The organism is Wolbachia endosymbiont of Rhagoletis cingulata, from assembly GCF_048537655.1.
GTDB lineage: Bacteria > Pseudomonadota > Alphaproteobacteria > Rickettsiales > Anaplasmataceae > Wolbachia > Wolbachia pipientis.
The window spans coordinates 1,293,395-1,309,638 of record NZ_CP175927.1 but is presented as its reverse complement, the minus strand read 5'-3'; the positions used below and the strand labels follow the sequence as shown (position 1 = coordinate 1,309,638).

General features: G+C 35.5%; 15 protein-coding genes and 2 pseudogenes. 10 read left to right on the top strand and 7 right to left on the bottom strand.

The genetic code is table 11. From position 1 onward, the window contains the following. The 6 genes from dnaX to dnaN all read left to right on the top strand — a co-directional run bounded on the left by dnaX (nucleotide 1) and on the right by dnaN (nucleotide 6,224). Complete coding sequence (gene dnaX / locus ACJZL3_RS05975; protein ID WP_010963016.1) at nucleotides 1-1,602, top strand: DNA polymerase III subunit gamma/tau; 1,602 nt, start codon at nucleotides 1-3, stop codon at nucleotides 1,600-1,602. A 3-nt stretch (nucleotides 1,603-1,605) separates the two neighbouring features. Next, entirely contained in the window at nucleotides 1,606-1,938 is a 333-nt protein-coding gene (locus tag ACJZL3_RS05970) for a YbaB/EbfC family nucleoid-associated protein (RefSeq protein ID WP_010963017.1), read from the top strand. A 589-nt stretch (nucleotides 1,939-2,527) separates the two neighbouring features. Then, nucleotides 2,528-3,241 (top strand): P44/Msp2 family outer membrane protein, encoded by a 714-nt coding sequence (locus tag ACJZL3_RS05965; protein ID WP_138264894.1) that lies wholly within the window; start codon nucleotides 2,528-2,530, stop codon nucleotides 3,239-3,241. Nucleotides 3,242-3,559: 318 nt separating this feature from the next. Then, the gene (locus tag ACJZL3_RS05960) at nucleotides 3,560-4,453 is read left to right on the top strand and encodes an RNA polymerase factor sigma-32 (RefSeq protein ID WP_419198729.1); all 894 of its coding nucleotides are present in this window, start codon (nucleotides 3,560-3,562) and stop codon (nucleotides 4,451-4,453) included. Next, nucleotides 4,446-4,943, top strand: coding sequence for an invasion associated locus B family protein (locus ACJZL3_RS05955; RefSeq protein WP_006279310.1), 498 nt, complete (start codon nucleotides 4,446-4,448; stop codon nucleotides 4,941-4,943). The genes ACJZL3_RS05960 and ACJZL3_RS05955 overlap by 8 nt, the downstream gene beginning before the upstream one ends. Nucleotides 4,944-5,066: 123 nt before the next feature. Next, on the top strand, nucleotides 5,067-6,224 hold the full coding sequence (gene dnaN / locus ACJZL3_RS05950) for a DNA polymerase III subunit beta (RefSeq protein WP_038199350.1): 1,158 nt from the start codon (nucleotides 5,067-5,069) through the stop codon (nucleotides 6,222-6,224). A 79-nt stretch (nucleotides 6,225-6,303) separates the two neighbouring features. Here the strand turns inward: dnaN and truA are convergent, their stop codons facing one another. Both truA and ACJZL3_RS05940 read right to left on the bottom strand, forming a co-directional pair. Then, nucleotides 6,304-7,041: a tRNA pseudouridine(38-40) synthase TruA gene (gene truA, locus ACJZL3_RS05945; RefSeq protein WP_010963021.1), complete on the bottom strand. Its 738-nt coding sequence runs from the start codon at nucleotides 7,039-7,041 to the stop codon at nucleotides 6,304-6,306. 71 nt (nucleotides 7,042-7,112) lie between these two features. Then, nucleotides 7,113-7,235 (bottom strand): annotated as a pseudogene (locus ACJZL3_RS05940) (IS630 transposase-related protein); the annotation flags it as partial. A gap of 47 nt (nucleotides 7,236-7,282) precedes the next feature. Between ACJZL3_RS05940 and ACJZL3_RS05935 the strand changes: the two are divergent. Further along, nucleotides 7,283-7,381 (top strand): annotated as a pseudogene (locus tag ACJZL3_RS05935) (IS5 family transposase); the annotation flags it as partial. A gap of 138 nt (nucleotides 7,382-7,519) precedes the next feature. Here ACJZL3_RS05935 and ACJZL3_RS05930 read toward each other — a convergent pair. From ACJZL3_RS05930 to ACJZL3_RS05920, 3 genes are all read right to left on the bottom strand, one after another. After that, complete coding sequence (locus ACJZL3_RS05930) at nucleotides 7,520-8,278, bottom strand: cytochrome c1 (protein WP_010963022.1); 759 nt, start codon at nucleotides 8,276-8,278, stop codon at nucleotides 7,520-7,522. A 368-nt stretch (nucleotides 8,279-8,646) separates the two neighbouring features. After that, a complete protein-coding gene (locus ACJZL3_RS05925; RefSeq protein ID WP_006280242.1) occupies nucleotides 8,647-9,876 on the bottom strand; it encodes a cytochrome b in 1,230 nt (409 codons plus the stop codon). A 104-nt stretch (nucleotides 9,877-9,980) separates the two neighbouring features. Next, nucleotides 9,981-10,151: a J domain-containing protein gene (locus ACJZL3_RS05920; protein WP_010082675.1), complete on the bottom strand. Its 171-nt coding sequence runs from the start codon at nucleotides 10,149-10,151 to the stop codon at nucleotides 9,981-9,983. A 68-nt stretch (nucleotides 10,152-10,219) separates the two neighbouring features. Here ACJZL3_RS05920 and ACJZL3_RS05915 point away from each other — a divergent pair, with 68 nt between their 5' ends. Further along, nucleotides 10,220-11,749, top strand: coding sequence for an N-acetylmuramoyl-L-alanine amidase (locus ACJZL3_RS05915; RefSeq protein WP_223823148.1), 1,530 nt, complete (start codon nucleotides 10,220-10,222; stop codon nucleotides 11,747-11,749). 19 nt (nucleotides 11,750-11,768) lie between these two features. Here ACJZL3_RS05915 and ACJZL3_RS05910 read toward each other — a convergent pair whose 3' ends face one another. Further along, entirely contained in the window at nucleotides 11,769-12,029 is a 261-nt protein-coding gene (locus tag ACJZL3_RS05910) for a J domain-containing protein (protein ID WP_227738613.1), read from the bottom strand. A 160-nt stretch (nucleotides 12,030-12,189) separates the two neighbouring features. On the opposite strand from ACJZL3_RS05910, the gene ACJZL3_RS05905 reads away from it, so the two are divergent. Then, nucleotides 12,190-12,753, top strand: a complete 564-nt coding sequence (locus tag ACJZL3_RS05905; protein ID WP_022626407.1) for a NifU family protein — start codon at nucleotides 12,190-12,192, stop codon at nucleotides 12,751-12,753. Continuing rightward, nucleotides 12,750-13,976 (top strand): histidine--tRNA ligase, encoded by a 1,227-nt coding sequence (gene hisS / locus ACJZL3_RS05900; protein WP_010963026.1) that lies wholly within the window; start codon nucleotides 12,750-12,752, stop codon nucleotides 13,974-13,976. The genes ACJZL3_RS05905 and hisS overlap by 4 nt, the downstream gene beginning before the upstream one ends. Nucleotides 13,977-13,996: 20 nt before the next feature. Here hisS and surE read toward each other — a convergent pair whose 3' ends face one another. After that, nucleotides 13,997-14,749, bottom strand: a complete 753-nt coding sequence (gene surE, locus ACJZL3_RS05895; RefSeq protein WP_419198728.1) for a 5'/3'-nucleotidase SurE — start codon at nucleotides 14,747-14,749, stop codon at nucleotides 13,997-13,999. Nucleotides 14,750-16,244: the final 1,495 nt, after the last annotated feature.

The window sequence follows — 16,244 nt, the reverse complement described above, 5'->3', positions numbered from 1 at the left end:
ATGAATATAGCATTAAAACATCGTCCTAGTAGCTTCAAAGATCTAGTAGGTCAAGATATATTAGTGCGTGTATTAGAAAATGCTTTTATTTTAAACAAAATCCCACAATCTATACTGCTCTCTGGTAGTAGTGGAGTTGGTAAAACCACCACTGCAAGGATAATAGCTTTATGTTTGAATTGTTCCCTGGGGCCAATTTTTGAACCTTGCGGATCATGTGAAAATTGTCTAGCAATAAAAAATTCAAGCCATCCAGATGTAATTGAAATCGATGCAGCAAGTCACACTAGCATTGACGATATTAAAGTAATCCTGGGAGATATTTGCTATTCACCTATAAGCTCTAAATTCAAAGTCTACATTATAGATGAAGTACACATGCTATCTAGCAGTGCATTTAACGCATTACTTAAAACCCTAGAAGAGCCACCATCTAGTGTAAAGTTCATTTTAGCAACTACGGAAATAAAAAAGATACCAATAACTATTATTGCACGTTGTCAAAGATTTGATTTACACAACATTCCTGTAGCTAAAATAGTGGAACGTTTAAATGATGTTGCACAAAAAGAGAGTTATTCCATTGAAAAGGGAGCATTAGAATTAATTGCACGACACTCTGGAAATTCAATGCGTAACGCCTTGTTTTTGATGAATCAAGCAGTGCTATATAGCAAAGATGGTGCAATATCCACTAAAAATGTGACAGACATACTTGGCCTAGTGGATAAAGATATTATATTCGATCTATTAGGGGCAATATTAGAAGGTGATTTACAGAAAGCTCTATCAGTGTTTGACAAGGCGGTAAAAACAGCAAACCCACTTAGTATTTTTGAAGGTCTATTGCAAACAATTCAGTTAGTATGCCGTTTTTTGATTACAAAAGAGATTGATAATGCAGTTACAGAGCATGAAAAGAATAGGATAAAAGATTTAAGTATAAAGAGATCTTTAATATTTTTTTCGAGATTGTGGAAGATGTTGCTTAAAGGTATTCAAGATATAAAAACTTCAACATGCAACGATGTTGCTGCTGAAATGATGTTAATTAGCCTCTGTTATCTTTCTGATCTGCCTTCTCCGGAACAGGTGATCAAAAAAGTTCTTTCGCAGAATGTAGAGCAAGGAAATAGACAGGGCAGACCTGTTGCACCTTCCCCCTCTGTCATCCAAGTAGCTGACTACTCGGATCCAAAAAAATATGTGGAAAGTAAACAACAACCCCACTCTGTCATCCCAGTGCGTGACACTGGGATCCATGTGGAAAATAAACAACAAAATTACGATTTTGATAAGATTTTGCAACTATTAAGGCGAAGTAACCAAATTTATCTTTACAAACAACTGTGTAATAATCTACAATTAATAGATTGTAAACCTGGATATTTAAAATTAAAAGCTGTATCTAAGTTGGATAGTAATTTTTGCAATGATTTAAAAAATTACTTAAACCAGGTGACTCAGCAAGAGTGGGTTGTTGCAGTTGATACAGGTTATATAAACAGGGAAGTGAGTAATTTAAATTATGCACCTGCAGTTAAGGATATCCTTGACACGTTTAAAGGTGCAAAAGTAGTTAATATAGAAAATAAGGAGTAAGTTGTGGATTTTAGTCAAATAATGAAACAAGCGCAAGAGATGCAAAAAAAGCTTGCAGAAGCTCAAGAAAAATATGTTGGAAAAGAGTTTCAAGGTATTTCTGGTGGTGGCAAAGTTTCTGTATTAGTGGAAGTCATAAAAATAGGTAGCTATAAAGCTAAAAAGGTGAACATAGACTTAGAACTTATGAGAAATGAGGAAAAAGATATAGTAGAGGATTTAGTAACAGCAGCGTTTAATGATGCCGTTAAAAAAGCAGAAGAAGATATGGCGAATGCAACTTCTGATCTTGCAGGTATGATGGGTTTACCATCTGGGTTTAAACTTCCTTTTTGAATTTACTACTGAAGTTTCTTTTAGTGTAAGTATTTTTTTTCTAATATTCCCAACGCTAGTACTTCTTCATATAATGTACCTATACTAGCATAGCCCTACGTCATACCGTGATTCATTCCACAACTGTACAAACATTGCAATATGGCACATAGTAAACGATGTCATTCCAGTCTGGAATCCAGCCTTGCCGTAATCTCATCAAGAACATTGTGTTTTAACATAAAACGGCTACTTTTATGCTTACCAACTTAATAAAATTCCTGGATCCCAGACTGGGATGACAAGAAGATGGTACTTGGATAAGAGGCATTGCCCTCCTGGTAGGCCCAAATTGCAATGTTCGTACAGTTGTGGATTTCTCATCCGCTAACAAGCAGCGGAATGACGAGGTCTTTCGATAGTAAATCTTACCTGTGTTAGCTATACCAAAAAATCAAAAGTCGTATTTATTCATTAATAAAATCTTTGTCTTCTCCTAAAAATTAGTTAAAATGTAGAATATTTTGTGTTATTAAGTTAGCACTTGACTTAACTTTAGTTGTTACTTAGACTGCTAAAGTGGAATTTTAATTTTTTTACGAGGACAATTATGCATTATAAAAAGTTTTTTTCAGCAGCCGCTTTAGCAACGTTGCTAAGTTTATCAAACTCTGCTTTTTCAGATCCTGTTGGTCCAATAAGTGATGAAGAAACTAGCTACTACGTTCGTTTGCAATACAACGGTGAATTTTTACCTCTTTTCACAAAAGTTGATGGTATTACCTATAAGAAAGACAAGAGTGATTACAGTCCATTAAAACCATCTTTTATAGCTGGTGGTGGTGCATTTGGTTACAAAATGGACGACATCAGGGTTGATGTTGAAGGAGTTTATTCATACCTAAACAAAAATGATGTTAAAGATGTAACATTTGACCCAGCAAATACTATTGCAGACAGTGTAACAGCAATTTCAGGATTAGTGAACGTGTATTACGATATAGCAATTGAAGATATGCCTATCACTCCATACATTGGTGTTGGTGTTGGTGCAGCGTATATTAGCACTCCTTTGGAACCCGCTGTGAATGATCAAAAAAGTAAATTTGGTTTTGCTGGTCAAGTAAAAGCTGGTGTTAGTTATGATGTAACTCCAGAAGTCAAACTTTATGCTGGAGCTCGTTATTTCGGTTCTTATGGTGCTAATTTTGATGGAAAAAAAACAGATCCTAAAGATTCAACCAGACAGGTTACTGATGCAGGCGCATACAAAGTTCTTTACAGCACTGTTGGTGCAGAAGCTGGAGTAGCGTTTAATTTCTAGTCTATCTCAGTCTTGTTATCCCAGTGAGTTTTTTCTTGCCATCTAAGTGGCATGACACTGGGATCTAGAAAAAAGAAATGTGGATTCCAGTGTCAAGGCACTGGAATAACACTATTTGCTATGTGTTTAAGCTATAACGTTTACCATTGTACTGGTAGAATATCATCTAAGGTTACATAATGTTATCCAATTAGCTAACACTGCGGCCTACTGTCTCCAAGAAATGAGATGGAAAATTTGTACTTTTTTCAAATCAAAGCTTGAATTTTTGCTGGAAAATCAATATATTATATGCATGAAGTTTTGATTTAAGTTGTTATGTTGACCTCAATGGCAAACTTATGTGTCGATAGCAGAACCAATCTCATGCAATATATTGCTAGGGTGCAAAAATTTCCTATGCTGTCTCAAGAGGAAGAGGTACGATTAGCAAAAAATTGGAACCAATATAAGGATGTTTCTTCTGCTCATAAATTGATTACCAGCCATTTGAATTTGGTAGTGAAAATTGCAATGAAATTCAAAAATTATGGGCTATTGTTGATGGACCTGGTTATGGAAGGAAATATGGGTTTAATGCACGCAGTGAAAAAGTTTAATCCTGATTTAGGGTTTCGTTTTTCAACTTATGCAGTGTGGTGGATTGAAGCTTCAATAAAAGACTTTATATTGAAATCTTGGTCGTTTGTGAAAATAGGCACAACGCAAGCACAAAGAAGATTGTTTTTTAGTTTACGTAAAATAAAAAAAAGAATTTTACAGTATACAAACAGGGAAACTTTAAATAATGAAGAAATAAAAGCAATATCTAATGAGCTTTCTGTATCCGAAGGAGACGTTCTGCAGATGAATTACCGTATGGCTTGTAAGGATCAGTCGCTAAACGATTGCATAAAAATAGGTGATGACTCTAAAAGGGAGTTGCAAGATATGATCCCATGTAACTTGGTCAGTCAAGAAGTAACCTATCAGAATCATGAAGAAAAAGAATTAAAAGAAACAATTTTAAACAATGCACTAGCGAGTCTCAACGAAAGGGGAAGAGACATTTTTATCAGTAGATATTTGTCTGAAAACATTCAAACTCTGGATGAACTTAGTAAAAAATATTGTGTTTCAAGAGAAAGAATAAGGCAGTTGGCTGAGCAGGCGATGGCTAAGGTAAAACAATATATACAATCTGAAAGTTTGAAATTTGGTTTGCATGCGTAGTTTTTTTATATTTCTAATATTTTTTTCGATAGGCGCTTTTGCATCGGTTAGTGATGTACAATTGAAGGAAAAATATAAAGATTGGCTCGTGTATACTGCATTGGAAGATGGAGAGAAAGTATGTTATATTGTATCCTATCCTAAAAAAAAAAGCGAATATTATACAACCAATCGCAAGCCGTATGTAATGGTTAGTTATGTTGATAAAAAAGCAGATGAGGTAAGCGTTACCTCTGGTTTTCAGTATGATAAGGAGCCTGTAGCTCTCAATATCGACAAAAAAATTAAATATACACTGCCCATAATACAGGGAAGTTTTGCGTGGGCAGAGCATACAAAAATAGATCAAGATCTCATTCTAAAAATGAAGCAGGGATTATCAATGGTAGTTAATGGAAAAACAAAAACAGTGACCATTGATGATACTTATTCCCTACTTGGTTTTCAAAAAGCGTATCAAAAAATGCATGATTTATGCCATACAAAGTAAATTATTGTAACAGAATACCCAGCTATAGTATAAACTAGACTACTCTTTCAATGGAAATATAAATAGCACTTTACTTTATATGGGATGTGGATATCATTTAAAATATATTTTTGAGAGTTAGCAATGTCAGAGGTTGCAGGTGTAGATACAGAAATCAAAAAGCAAAATTCTGTGTGCGAGCAGATGCGTTTTAGCGTGAGCCGCACAAGTCTTTTAAATACATTATCCAGAGTAAGTGGAGTGGTTGAAAGGCGTAATGCAATAGATGTTTTGGCGTGTATAAATATCAAAGCACAACACGGCAGCATAAAATTAATGGCAACTGATCTTGACATTTCAATGTTTGCCTCACTTGCTGCAACCGTATTAACAGAAGGAGAAGTAAAAATTTCAGCGCATACTTTACATGACATAGTGAAGAAGTTACCCGCTGATTTGGATGTCAATTTTGAAGTAAACAACCAAGGAAAATTATTGATGTCTTGCGGAAATGCAAACTTTTCTTTACCGAATGTAGTTTCAAGCAGCTTTCCTGCTCTTGAAGAAGACAATTATAAACATGATTTTACTCTACTAAATACAGACCTGATAGACTTATTAACTAAAACAAAATTTGCTGTATCACTAGATGATACAAGGTATAATTTAAATGGAATATATCTACATACAGATGAGCAATTTCTGTACTGCGTTGCAACTGATGGCCATCGTTTATCATGTATAAAGAGGCCAAAGCCTGGGAACATCAATGGCGAATTTGGTGTGATCATTCCACGTAAAACTGTTATGGAGCTGTTAAAAATATTGGACGATTGTAATGAAATTAAAGTAAAACTCTCAGACAGAAAAATCAAGTTTACATGCGGTGAATATATTCTAATATCAAAATTAATAGATGGAACTTTTCCAAATTATAAAGCAGTTATTCCAGCATCTCAAGATAAGCATATGATTATTGAAAGTAAAAAACTTTCAGACGTTATAGATCGAGTTTCCGTTGTTGTATCTGATAAAGTAAAATCTATTAAATTCTCACTACAAGAAAAGCTGCTAACTCTGCATTCAAACTCCCAAGAGTGCAGTGATGCAACTGAATCCATAGAAGTGGACTACAATGAAGCCCCTATAGAAATAGGGTTCAACTCGCGTTATTTACTTGATGTTCTATCCTGCATAAAAAATAAATGTAAGTTTAGCTTAGCCGATGGTAATAGTGCTACAATTATCACTGATGAAGACGATTCAAGTGCATTATATGTAGTAATGCCAATGAGAACTTAAACTCGTCATCTCGCTGCTTGTTAGCGGAATCTGGAGATACCGTGGCGGTATGGCACTTATTTCACTAGCTTTTATTAAATTAGTAATCTATCTTTACCAAATATAAGCCAAAAGGTGGTGCAGTAACTCCAGCGGCACTTCTTTTGCATTGGTTTAATATATTTAGCATTTCTTGCGGATTGGTTCTATTTTTTCCAAATTCAACTAAAGTACCCACAATAATCCTCACTTGGTTATGTAAAAAGGAAATAGCAGATATTTTGATGTGTATATGATTCCCATTTTGTATTATATCGATATCATCAATTGTTCTTATCGGATTTGCGGCTTGACAATCTTTTGAACGGAAACTTGAAAGGTCATGTTTTCCAAGTAGATGTTTAGCAGCTTCACGCATAATATTTACATCAAGTGGGCTAAACACTTGCCATACATAACCCGTCTCCAGAGCGGCAGGAGCATAGCGATTAACTATTCTATATTCGTAATATCTTTTTTTTGCTGAAAACCGTGCGTGAAAAGCATCATCTACAACTTCTGCATTAAGCACGACTATAGGAATTGATTTTAAATGATAGTTTATTGCATTCCTTATTCTATAAAGCTCAAATTCCTTTTCCATATCAAAATGAGCAACTTGTCCTAAAGCATGAACTCCTGCATCAGTCCTGCCACCACAGTACAAAGTAACTTTCTCACCACTAAAATTAAATATAGCATTTTCTATCTTCTCCTGGATTGAGTTAGCAGAGTGTTGCTGTTTTTGCCAACCAGAGAAATTACTACCATTATATTCTACCGTTATTTTGTATCGCACTGCATTACATCAAGCTCTATCTAAAATAGTCATTTTCTATCTTAACATAATTTATGGTCAAGCCTACAGTGCTGCCACTCCCATAAAGTAGTTCGTCCAATCTTAAATCTTGCTGCCACTGCTTCTCTGCTTTCTCCTTCGTCTAGCGCCTCCATTGCTTTTTTTCTTAAATCATAACTATATGCTGCTGGCATTCAACCTCCTTATCATTATCTATCCTTATCACATCCGGACTTCTATGAAAAGAGCTATAAATCGTGAAAAAGAACTGCTCATTAAGTGCTGTTTGCTTAATAAATTTACTGACATTGGTATGGCTAAATTCGAAATGGCTACATGAATTTATCGTAAATTATTACCGTATAAGGTACGATGCGACAAAGCCATCCCAGTGTCAGCTACTCGGATGACACCGTCATAAAGGAACCAGTGTTAGCTACTTGGATGACAACCATTGTGCTTGAGGCAAAATTGACTATCACTTCTTTTTATAGAGCTTGCTCCAAACTTTGTTGTTAGTTAATACAAAAAACACTGTTAAAATTATAAAATACGCCACTACTTTTAATCCAAGTTTATGCCGGCGCTCTAATTCTGGCTCTGCTGCCCATTGTAAAAAATTTATCACATCATACGCCATATTTTCAACTGTGGCTTGCCTTGCACCATCATATTCCACCATTCCTTCAGAAAGTGGTGGCGCCATAGCTAATCTGCCTGTTGGAAAATACGAATTAAAATATAAATCATTTTCATCGTGTTCGCCGTTTTGATAGCCTGTTAACAATGAATAGACATAATTTGCACCATCATGCCTTGCTTTAATAATTAATGATAAGTCTGGTGGGACTGCACCATTGTTGCTTGCTGCAGCTGCTTCTTTTGTATCAAAAGGCGCAATAAAATAATCCGAAGGTACTCCAGGTCTGTCAAACATTTCACCCAAATCATTCGGACCATCTTTAACTTGATAAGAAGCTGCTATTTGTTTTACATCTTCTTCAGAAAAACCGACATCTTGCAAATTACGAAATGCTACCCTATTCATTGAATGACAAGCAGCACAGACTTCTTTATACACTTTATAGCCACGCTGAATTGACTCTCTATCGAAAGATCCGACAATTCCATCAAATTTCCAGTCTATTTTCTTATTTGGTGATGATTTAAATTCTTCTGCAGATATAAGACTAGATAGAAATAACATGCAGAAGATTGCAAATACATTAGATCCCATGCATAACCACTGTTTTAGTAAATTTCGAATTGATGTCATGCAAGTAGCTGACACTGGAATCCAGCTTATTTCATCACTGACATTATGGTTATCATGCACTCCTAGAATCTGTTGTCCATTGCATGATTTGTAAGTATTTTTATACCTGGATCCCAGTGTCAAGCACTGGGATGACAACGGAAGATAGTGGAATGACACTGTGTGTTGTATACAACGTTCATACAATTGTGTACATGATGCTGGAATCCATTTATTTTTTTTCTGGATCCCAGTGTCAAGCACTGGGATGACAAAAGAGGGCTCTGGGATGACAGAAGAGAGCTCTGGGATGAAAGAGAATTTTGTAAGAGATCTGCTTTGAATTGACATCACCTCATCTCCGGCACAGAATCACTTAAGGTTTTTGGTGGTTCTTTTGGCTTTTCATACTTACTAAGCAGTGGTAAAACTATCACAAAGTATGCAAAGTAATAAAGAGTAGATAGCCTACTCATAGTGATGTAAGGCTCTTTTACCTCTTGTCCTCCAAGCCAGGCAAGAAGTACAAAATTTATTGCAAAAACCCAAAAAAATTTCTTAAACACCGGGCGATAAGCACCACTTTTAACTTTTGATTTATCAAGCCAAGGTAACAAAAACCACACTAAAATAGACGCAAACATGGTAAGCACACCAGTAAGTTTATCTGGAATTGAACGTAGCATTGCATAAAAAGGTAAAAAATACCACTCTGGCACTATATGTACCGGAGTGACCATAGAATCAGCTTCTATATAATTGTCTGGATGCCCAAGATAATTGGGAGCATAGAAAACAAATGCGAACAAAACTACAAAAAACAGACCAAAAGTTATGCAATCCTTGACTATATAATAAGGATAGAGAGGGATGGTATCCTTATCTGATTTTACCTCCACTCCACTTGGGTTACCAGAGCCAAACCTATGCAGAGCTATCACATGAAGCATAGCTAAAGCAATAATAACAAAAGGCAGAAGATAATGCAGAGCGAAAAAACGGTTAAGTGTTGGGTTATCCACTGAAAAACCACCCCATAACCATATAACTATTTTATTGCCAATTAAAGGTATAGCAGAAAATAAGTTGGTTATAACTGTTGCACCCCAGAAACTCATTTGTCCCCAAGGCAATACATATCCCATAAAGGCAGTTGCCATCATTGCAAAAAATATAAATATTCCAATAAACCACACCATCTCTCTCGGTCTTTTATAAGATCCGTAATATAATCCACGCATTATATGAACATAGACTACCATAAAGAAGAGCGATGCTCCAACAGCGTGAGTGTAGCGTATTAACCACCCGTAATTCACATCTCGCATTATGCGCTCTACACTATTAAACGCATAATCAACATGCGGAGTGTAGTGCATAGCAAGAAATATACCTGTTATTATTTGTAAAATCAGCGCTATACCAGCCAAAGAGCCAAAGTTCCAAGCATAATTTAAGTTTTTTGGCACTTGGTAAGAAGCAGTGTGTCTTAGAAAAGAAAATATAGGCAATCTATATTCTATCCATCCTAATATGCCTTTTTCTTCTTTTATTGTTTCTTTTTTGTTATCTTCCTGCATAACTTAAACCTTTCTGAACACATGTCCATTGCTACTTTTATCTTATTTTTTTATTGTAGCAACTTATCCTTTACGCACAAATAAAAACTTTAAAGCAATATTAATTACCTCTTCAGCAACCTGTCACGTGCTGCGTTTAATTTTTGTGCAAAATATTCCGAGCCTCCTTTATCTGGGTGAACTAATTTCATTAAATTTTGATATGCTTTATTGATTTCATTTTGGTTCGCTCCAGAATCTATTCCTAGCACTTTAAATGCTCCATCTCTGAACATGTTACTACTACCAGACTAGTATGATTTTGTCTTGTAAATTTATTCAACAACCCTATTCTAACTATATAATGAAAAATTATCTACAAAGTGTTTATGAAGATGGTATGAAAATCCAACTATCTAAAGTCAACAAATATTTATTAGTTTTACTGATTACTGTCTCAGCATTTCTCATATCTGGGCAAGTATCCAGTTCAAGCAATATCGAGAATGATTTTCAAGATTTACAAGAAAAATTACCATTATTGAAAGATCAGGATTTGTTATTTTTAGATCCAGCTTCAGCTTTAAATTATGGTGATAGGGCAGGTAAAAAAGTGTTAATGGTTATAGTTCACCATACTGAAACATCAACACTAAAAGGTACAAAAGATACGCTGAATGCTAGAGGATTGTCAGTTCATTTTATTGTCGATAGGGATGGCAGCATCACCTTAATGGTTCCATTAGAGAAAGAAGCATGGCATGCTGGTATTAGTTATGCAAGAGTTAAGGTAGATAGTAAGCTTGAAGAGTTACGGAAGCTTAACAACTATTCTGTAGGTATTGAAATTGTAAACACAGGACTTGAGCCTTTTCCGGAAGAGCAAATGAGATCTGTTAAAGAGCTGATTTTATACCTTATGGAGCGTTTTAAAATTAAAAGGGATATGATATTTAGTCATTCTGAAATAGGAACTATAGTGTATGATCCAGAGCTTGGCTATACAATGCGTAAACCAGATCCACACAAATTGTTTGATTGGGAGTTATTAGAGAAAAATGAAATTGGATTGCACATAAGTGACAGAATAAACCCTAAAGATGCTAAACACAAAATGGGCAAAACATTGTATAAAGCAGGTGATAGAAATGAAGGTATTTTGAAATTAAAACAAAGGCTGAACAGATTTTTCTATAAGATAGAACCTTGGAATGATAAGAAAGGTAATGTAATTTTTCCTGATAATAATGCTGATTACTCAGATGAGTTTGATGAGAATTTTGTATGGGTTATTTATCAGTTTTCAATACATAATTTACCAAGAGAAATTAGAAAAGATCTACCTCTTAAACTAGAACAAGCAGATATATTTCCTGAATTCTTTAGTGAATATAGTCATGGCATTTCTTCTAGTTATCTAACCTTTAGTGAAAAAATTAAATCGACTCTACAACCATGTTTAAGCAAAGTAGATTATGAGAATTTATTATCTTCTCTTGCACAATATGAGAATAACATTTCTCCTGATGCATCTACCACTTTAATGTACAAAATTAAGTTATACTATGATTCTTATTTAAGATATCGCATATGGTCTTCACTCTATAAACCATTTAAGCTTAATGTATTGGAAGAGTTAGAGATTTTAAAGAGTGGAGTGTTATCTTTAAAATCACTAGATAGCTCTAAAGCTGCAGAAGTTTCCAGTTTAATTGATAGCTTTAAAGTAGATATTTCTTTAGAATTTCAGGGTTTTGAAAAACAGTGGTTTCAGGAGTTTAAGAATGCTTGGAGACAAGAATTTATACCTTCCCTGGAAGAACAGATAACATGGACTGCACTACATGAAGCAATATTGGAGTATTTAGAAAAAGCAAAGGAAGAAATTCGTTAAACGAAAACTTTTTTTAAGATCACTTTTTTAACAATTTATCACGTGCCGCATTTAGCTTTTGCGCAAAATATTCCGAGCCTCCCTTATCTGGGTGAACTAATTTCATTAAATTTTGATATGCTTTATTGATTTCATTTTGACTTGCCTCAGGATTCAGCCCCAGTATCTTTAATGCTTCATCCTTGGACATGTTATCACCAGTGTAATTTTCAGTATAACTTCTACTGCTACTAAATTCGTTCAAAAACTTACTCAATATAGAGTTCATCATGAAACTCATATTATTTTTTTTTGTCAGGAAAAGAAAAAATATAACAACGCTAGGCAAGACAAATGTAATTACTATGAATACTAAAAAAAGAAAAAAGATGAATGACATGTATATTTTTTTATCATTTTATGATTAAATAGTAACAATTATAATTGTCATGGTAAATAACATGTTCATCCAGATTGAAGAAACACCAAACCCAAATACGCTAAAATTCCTTCCTGGATTTGAAATTTTAAACGAAGGAGAAACTGCTGATTTTTCAAATGCGAATGAGATAAAAAATTCTAAACTAGCAGCAAATCTTTTTCAAATAGAGCATGTGGTAAGAGTATTTTTCGGTCATGATTTTATTTCAGTAACAAAATTGGATGGAATTAATTGGGATATATTAAAAGTAGAAGTTTTAACTACAATCATGAATCACTTTACTTCTGGTGGAAAAGCACTAGATAAAGAAGAAGTGAATGATCCAGATGAAGAATTTTTTGATAAAAATGATATAGAAATTGTAAATAGAATAAAAGAATTGATGGAAAGTCATATCAAACCTGCAGTTGCTCAAGATGGTGGCGATATCAAATTTCGTGGCTATAAAGATGGAATAGTTTATGTTGAGTTGCAAGGAGCTTGCTCTGGATGCCCAAGTGCTGCAATTACTTTAAAGCAAGGAGTGCAAAATATGCTGAGCTACCACATACCAGAGATTGCAGGTATAGAGACCACACTATGACTAATCAAACGGTTAGAGGAACAAAAGATCTCCTGTTTGATGAATGGTACAAGTTTAAATACATAGAGCAAACAGCAAACAGAATCTCAAGTTTATACGGCTTTTTGCCCGCCCAAACTCCAATATTTGAGTGCACGGAGGTTTTTACAAAAACCTTAGGTGATAGCTCAGACATCATCACTAAAGAGATGTATAGCTTCAATGATAAAGGGGGAAAGAGCATAACTTTACGTCCTGAGTTCACTGCAGCGATTGTCAGGCTACTCATTGAAAAAAAACTGCAAACACCGATAAAATTATTCTCAACAGGACCTGCATTTCGCTATGAAAGACCGCAAAAGGGAAGACAAAGGCAATTTCATCAGATAAATTTTGAGGTTTTTGGCATAGAAGATCCAAAAGCTGATATTGAATTGATATCACTCGCTCAGCACTTACTAACTGAATTTGGCATCAATAAAAATGTAAAGCTGGAAATCAACTCTTTAGGTGATGGTGAAACAATAACTAAATATAGAGAAGCTTTGATCTTATACTTTACAAAGTATCAAAATGATCTATCAGAAGATAGCAAAAATAGGTTGATCAAAAATCCACTCAGAATACTGGATTCCAAGGATGAGAAAGATAAATCAATAATTTCTGATGCGCCTAAAATCAGCAATTATTATACGAAAGAGTCCTCAGATTTCTTTGAACAAATACTAAATGGATTAACAATTCTTGATATACCTTATACCGTAAACAATAAACTAGTTCGAGGTTTGGATTATTATTGCCACACAGTGTTTGAGTTTGTTACAGAGGATTTAGGTGCACAAGGGGCAGTTTTTGCCGGTGGAAGATACGATAATTTAGTATCTTCAGTAGGTGGAAAACACACTCCAGCAATAGGATTTGCAGGGGGTATTGAGCGCATAATGGAGTTAATCAATTATTCTCCGAAAGAAGAGCGACCTATTTACCTAATTCCAATCGGTAGAGAGGCTGAAAAACATGCTTTAACACTTGCAAATGAATTGCGCAGAAATGGTTTATATGTAATCTATGAATATAGCGGAACGCTCAGAACCCGAATGAAAAAAGCAAATCAAGCAAATGCTAAAGCTGCTTTAATCTTTGGCGATGAAGAATTGAGTAGTAAAACTTTAAAGATTAAAAACATGGATACAGGTGAAGAAAAAATAATTGCTCGCGATAACACAATAGAAAATATCTATTAGGAGCAATGCAAATGTTTTTCTCAGTCAGCTATAGAAGAAAATTCGTCTGCACAAGAATTTTTCATAGTATTCAAAGTATCATAATCTGTAAAATCTAATTTTACCGGTGTAATAGTAATAAATCCTTCTTTTATTTTATTTATACTACCACTGCCTGAGTGCTCTCGAGACCAATTTAAGCTAAAAGAGCCATTCGAATTTTCAGTAAAAGTTAAATCCCCATCAATGTTATATTCACCTTGTTCAGCAAATTCTACTCCTTTTACTTTTTCCGTAGCAGGAAAATTTACACTCATCACTATGTTTTTAGGCCAACCAACCTTAACTAGCTTGGCAATAACCTTTGGTGCAAAAACCTTTGCATTGTGCCAGTCTATTTTATCATGATAAACTTGGCTCAGCGCAATAGAAGGTATAGACCTTGCAGCACCTTCCATTACAGCACCAATTGTTCCTGAATAACAAATATCGTCCCCGACATTTGATCCAATATTTACTCCGGACAATATTAAGTCTGGTTTTTTATTCATAACTTTATTTAGCGCAATAATGACACAATCTGCAGGAGTACCAGACACACTAAATTCCCTTTCACTATGTTGTTTTATTCCAATAGATTGTTTCACTGGATAATCAAGAGATCTTGCAGCTCCGCTTCTATCAGTATCTGGTGCCACTATCCATATTTCTGACGCAAAATTCCGTGCAACCTCTTTGAGTAATTTTATTCCTTCACTTCCAAAGCCATCATCGTTTGTTATCAATATTATCATATACAATACTCAGCTATACAGCTCCAAATTATGTAAACCACTGGCTGTAAATAAACTCATGAGGCTTTAAGTTTCTTTGCATAACTGTGGACTGTAACAAAGAACCTGCTGTAAATCAATAGATTTCTTGCACAGGCCATAACTGTCATTACAATAGAAACGAAAAAACTTACTTGACAAACTCCGCCAGCCCCCTTATCATGAAACTGAAGCTATTTATTTATCTTCTCTGTACAGATTAAATGACAAAAAAACTCACGTATCTGGCGTCTCATGTTTAATTTTTTGCACTATGTGCACCTTATGTCTTTATCAAACTTCTACCTACATAAGCTGAAACGCGCTTATAAAGCGTTTAAAACATAAAAAAACGCCAACTAAAAAAATGGATAGTGAATAACTAGCTACCCTAGGGTTTCTTTTGCCTTTTTTTCTGTTTAGTAAATTTCTTAAACATTTATAGCTAAGGTTAGTTGCATTTAAAAGCAGCTGAGTCGCGGTTATTAAGCGTTTAGAATAAAAAAACGCCATACTTGAAAGTATAATGTAAGTAATTAGCCAACTACGGGGCTTCTTTTGCCTTTTTTTCTGTTTAGTAAATTTCTTAAATATTTATAGCTAAACGACAACCGTCATCCCGCTGCTTGTTAGCGGGATCTAGAGATACCGCGAATGAATCGCGGTATGACGTAGGACTGCTGTCATTCCAGTCTGGAATCCAAAAAAAAGGATGATGTCATCCCAGTGCCCTGACTACTTGGATCCAGTTTTCTTTACAAATTCGCAAAAAGTGCTTCATTCTATAACGCAAAACCCATACTCACCAAACCCAATGCATTACTTGCAATTAAGTTTCCTGGATCCAAGTAGTCAAGCTACTCGGATGACACCCTTTTGGATGGAGACCAGTGTCAGCTACTTTCATGACACCATTCTTTTTCCTGGATCCAAGTAGTCAGGGCACTAGGATGACAAGAGAAAGAGGCTACTGGGATGACAGCTACCCTGACAATCGTCATCCCACTACGTGTTAGCGGGATCTAGAGATACCACGGCGGTATGACGGTTCGCAGCGGTATAGTAACTCGTCATCCCGCTGCTTGTTAGCGGGATCTCTTGTTAGCGGCTGAGATACCGCGAATGAATCGCGGTATGACGTGTTGAAACAATCCGATAAGGTAAGCCTCGTCATCCCGCTACGTGTTAGCGGGATCTAGAGATACCACGGCGGTATGACGGTTCGCAGCGGTATAGTAACTCGTCATCCCGCTGCTTGTTAGCGGGATCTCTTGTTAGCGGCTGAGATACCGCGAATGAATCGCGGTATGACGTGTTGAAACAATCCGATAAGGTAAGCCTCGTCATCCCGCTACGTGTTAGCGGGATCTAGAGATACCACGGCGGTATGACGGTTCGCAGCGGTATAGTAACTCGTCATCCCGCTGCTTGTTAGCGGGATCTCTTGTTAGCGGATGAGATACCGCGAATGAATCGC

What these genes read in the sequence shown, in the direction of transcription:
- hisS (WP_010963026.1), top strand. Translation starts at nt 12,750, where the DNA reads ATGACTAATCAAACGGTTAGAGGAACAAAAGATCTCCTGTTTGATGAA.
- ACJZL3_RS05905 (WP_022626407.1), top strand. Translation starts at nt 12,190, where the DNA reads ATGTTCATCCAGATTGAAGAAACACCAAACCCAAATACGCTAAAATTC.
- ACJZL3_RS05965 (WP_138264894.1), top strand. Translation starts at nt 2,528, where the DNA reads ATGCATTATAAAAAGTTTTTTTCAGCAGCCGCTTTAGCAACGTTGCTA.
- surE (WP_419198728.1), bottom strand. Translation starts at nt 14,749, where the DNA reads ATGATAATATTGATAACAAACGATGATGGCTTTGGAAGTGAAGGAATA.
- ACJZL3_RS05925 (WP_006280242.1), bottom strand. Translation starts at nt 9,876, where the DNA reads ATGCAGGAAGATAACAAAAAAGAAACAATAAAAGAAGAAAAAGGCATA.
- ACJZL3_RS05910 (WP_227738613.1), bottom strand. Translation starts at nt 12,029, where the DNA reads ATGAGTTTCATGATGAACTCTATATTGAGTAAGTTTTTGAACGAATTT.
- dnaX (WP_010963016.1), top strand. Translation starts at nt 1, where the DNA reads ATGAATATAGCATTAAAACATCGTCCTAGTAGCTTCAAAGATCTAGTA.
- ACJZL3_RS05930 (WP_010963022.1), bottom strand. Translation starts at nt 8,278, where the DNA reads ATGGGATCTAATGTATTTGCAATCTTCTGCATGTTATTTCTATCTAGT.
- ACJZL3_RS05920 (WP_010082675.1), bottom strand. Translation starts at nt 10,151, where the DNA reads ATGTTCAGAGATGGAGCATTTAAAGTGCTAGGAATAGATTCTGGAGCG.
- ACJZL3_RS05915 (WP_223823148.1), top strand. Translation starts at nt 10,220, where the DNA reads ATGAAAAATTATCTACAAAGTGTTTATGAAGATGGTATGAAAATCCAA.
- ACJZL3_RS05960 (WP_419198729.1), top strand. Translation starts at nt 3,560, where the DNA reads ATGTTGACCTCAATGGCAAACTTATGTGTCGATAGCAGAACCAATCTC.
- ACJZL3_RS05955 (WP_006279310.1), top strand. Translation starts at nt 4,446, where the DNA reads ATGCGTAGTTTTTTTATATTTCTAATATTTTTTTCGATAGGCGCTTTT.
- dnaN (WP_038199350.1), top strand. Translation starts at nt 5,067, where the DNA reads ATGTCAGAGGTTGCAGGTGTAGATACAGAAATCAAAAAGCAAAATTCT.